Source organism: Aquitalea pelogenes (genome assembly GCF_001515305.1).
GTDB lineage: Bacteria > Pseudomonadota > Gammaproteobacteria > Burkholderiales > Chromobacteriaceae > Aquitalea > Aquitalea pelogenes.
The window spans coordinates 1-2,966 of sequence record NZ_LNQV01000096.1; the positions used below are offsets into that span (position 1 = coordinate 1).

4 protein-coding genes are annotated in these 2,966 nt (G+C 62.0%); 3 read left to right on the plus strand and 1 reads right to left on the minus strand.

All coding sequences use genetic code 11. From position 1 onward, the window contains the following. Nucleotides 1–99 precede the first annotated feature (99 nt). The 3 genes from AWT75_RS20245 to AWT75_RS20255 are packed head-to-tail and all read left to right on the plus strand — an operon-like array spanning nt 100 to nt 2,588. Complete coding sequence (locus AWT75_RS20245; RefSeq protein ID WP_062791545.1) at nt 100–1,116, plus strand: sensor histidine kinase; 1,017 nt, start codon at nt 100–102, stop codon at nt 1,114–1,116. A 17-nt stretch (nt 1,117–1,133) separates the two neighbouring features. Continuing rightward, on the plus strand, nt 1,134–1,715 hold the full coding sequence (locus tag AWT75_RS20250) for a TMEM175 family protein (RefSeq protein WP_062791547.1): 582 nt from the start codon (nt 1,134–1,136) through the stop codon (nt 1,713–1,715). A 60-nt stretch (nt 1,716–1,775) separates the two neighbouring features. Further along, complete coding sequence (locus AWT75_RS20255; RefSeq protein WP_045848120.1) at nt 1,776–2,588, plus strand: FkbM family methyltransferase; 813 nt, start codon at nt 1,776–1,778, stop codon at nt 2,586–2,588. A gap of 20 nt (nt 2,589–2,608) precedes the next feature. Here AWT75_RS20255 and AWT75_RS23290 read toward each other — a convergent pair. Further along, on the minus strand, nt 2,609–2,966 hold a 358-nt coding region (locus tag AWT75_RS23290; RefSeq protein WP_239689687.1), incomplete at its 5' end, for a methyltransferase.

Here is a 2,966-nt window from a genome sequence, read left to right on the forward strand (position 1 = left end):
CGCCGCATGCAGCTGGCCAGCGCCTGAGCCGCCGAGCTGGCTCGCCCGCCGTACCGGCCGCTTGCTATGATGCAATTCCACTCTACCCATTGACTGCACATGGATCAGCACCGTCGGCCACACACGGTTTTTGCCATTCCGGATTTCCGCAATCTGGGAGTGATGCTGCGCATCCTGCTGCTGCTTAACCTGCTGTTGCTGATCTGCACCTTGTACCAGAGCGATGGGGATGGCTGGTGGCTGCACCTGCTGGCAGGTGCCAGCTGGGCCGAACCGTCCATGCTGCTGGGCCTGGGCCTGCTGGGTGCCCTGTCACCCTGGCTTGGCCGACAGCGCCATGCCAGCCTGCTGGTGATGGTCATCAGCATGTTGTGTGTCGTGCTGCAGGACCGGCTGCTCAATCCGCTGGAGCTGCCCCGACTGGACCGCCCGCTGCTGGCCGGGCTGCTGTCCCTGCTGCTGCTGCATTACTTCAGCCTGCGCCAGCGTGCCCTGTCACCGGCGCTGGGCGAGGCACGGCTGGCGGCACTGCAAGCACGCATACGCCCTCACTTCCTGTTCAACAGCCTGAACGCGGCGATTGCGCTGGTCCGCTCGCGGCCGGAGAAAGCGGAAATGGTGCTGGAGAACCTGGCCGACCTGTTTCGCGCGCAGATGGCCGACCCCGGCCGTACTTCGACGCTGGAACGTGAAATCGAGCTGGCGCGCATGTATCTGGCCATCGAGAGCGAGCGGCTGGGAGAGCGGCTGAATGTGCGCTGGCATATCGATGCTGCGCTGGATGCCGGTCTGCCGCCGCTGCTATTGCAACCGCTGGTGGAAAACGCCGTGCATCATGGCGTGGAACGTTGCCGCGCAGGTGGTGAAATCCGGGTGCGGGCAGAAGTCAAAGGCGGGCAATTGTTGCTCAGTGTCAGCAACCCCTTGTCCGCTGAGCAGGTCAGCGCCCATCAGGGCAACCGCATGGCACTGGATAATCTGCGTGAGCGGCTGGCGCTGTTTTACGATGCAGAAGCATCGCTGCAAGTGGCCCAGGCCGATGGCCAGTACCACACCATGATCCGCCTGCCCTACCAGCCGGCAAGCCCGGCAGGGCAGAACCCTTTTTCCCGCTAGCCACCACGGAGCCAGACATGGGCAAAAACCGGCTGGAAGCCTTCAGCGATGGCGTGATTGCCATCATCATCACCATCATGGTGCTGGAACTCAAGGTTCCGCATGACAGCAGCCTTGCTGCACTTGCAGCACTATGGCCGGTATTCCTCAGCTATGTGCTCAGCTTTGTCTACGTGGGCATTTACTGGAACAACCACCACCATTTCTACCATGTGGTGCGTCATGTGGACGGCCGGGTGCTGTGGGCCAACCTGCACCTGCTGTTCTGGTTGTCACTGCTACCCTTTGTCACCGGCTGGATGGGTGAAAACCACATGGAATCCCTGCCGGTGGCGCTGTATGGCGTGGTGCTGCTGATGTCCGCCCTGGCCTGGTATGTGATGCAGCGTACCTTGCTGTGCGTACCGGGTAACCGCGAGGTGCTGCTGCATGCGCTGGGCCGCGACCGCAAGGGCAGGCTGTCGCCGCTGTTCTACCTGCTGGGCATCGGCCTGTCGTTTTATTCCAGCTGGCTGGGCGCTGCCGTATACGGCCTGCTGGCGCTGTGGTGGCTGATACCGGACCGGCGCATGGAGCAGGCTGCCAGCCAGCAACATTGATCTGTCATCATCGGCGCAGTGCGGCATAATCGCCGCTATCTCTCCTGACGGGTTTCTGCCATGAAAAACATTCCGCGCCCCGCGCCCTTCATGTTGCTGTCTACCAATCACGGCAGCATGATCGTCAACCGCAACGACTTTGCCCCGTCCGATGGCGAATCCTATGGCGTGGGCTATCAGCTGATGACGCAAAGCGGCTACGAGCAGGAGGAGGTGGACTTTGTGCTGGCCTTGCTGGCCAGCTGCCTGCGCGACCGGGGTGAGGGTGTGCTGGCCATCGACTGCGGCGCCAATATCGGGGTGCACACCATCGAGATGGCCCGTTTCATGTACACCTGGGGCCATGTGGTGGCCTTCGAGGCGCAGGAGAAAATCTACTACGCCTTGTGCGGCAATATCGCCCTCAACAACTGCCTGAACGTGAATGCGCTCAACTCCGCCGTGGGCGAGCACTGCGGGCAGATCGACATTCCGGAACCGGACTACCTGCGCCCCGGCTCTTTTGGCAGCGTGGAATTGCAGCAGTCGGCCAGCAATGAATTCATCGGTCAGGCGCTGGACTACCAGCACCGCACCATCCGCATCGACCTCGTCAGCCTGGATTCGCTGGGCCTGCAACGCATCGACTTCATCAAGATCGACGTGGAAGGCATGGAAGAACAGGTGCTGCGCGGGGCCGAACAGTCCATCCGCCGCTGCCGGCCGCTGATTTTCATGGAAATCATCAAGTCGGACATGACGGTCATCCGCCCCTGGCTGGAGGCGCTGGGTTATCGCCTGTTTTCGGCGGGCGTCAACATGCTGGCGGTGCATCAGGATGACGCGCTGATTCCGCACCTGAAAAACGAAGGCGGCCGCCTGCAACTGGTATAAGCGGCCGCGCCGGTTGCTGCTTACAAGGTCCAGGCCAGCCGGGTGGCTTCATAAATGGCCTCTTCGGCGGTGCGCGGCGTCTGGCAATCGCCAATGGCGTGCACTTCCAGATCCAGCCCGTCCAGTTGCTGACGTAATGAGTCATCCGGCTGCGGCGGCTGGCACAGCACCAGGCTGTCGATGTCCTCGCACAGCATGGCTTCCTCGCTGGCGGTGTGCTGCAAATAAACAGTGTGGTCATCCACACCATACAAGCGTGCATAAGGCAGGATGGCCACTTGACGCAGCACAGCGGCCACTTCGGCCTGGCAGCACGGCACCAGCACGATGTATTTGGCGTCCTTGGCCAGCGCAAAGCGGATGGCGTCGTCGGTGGCG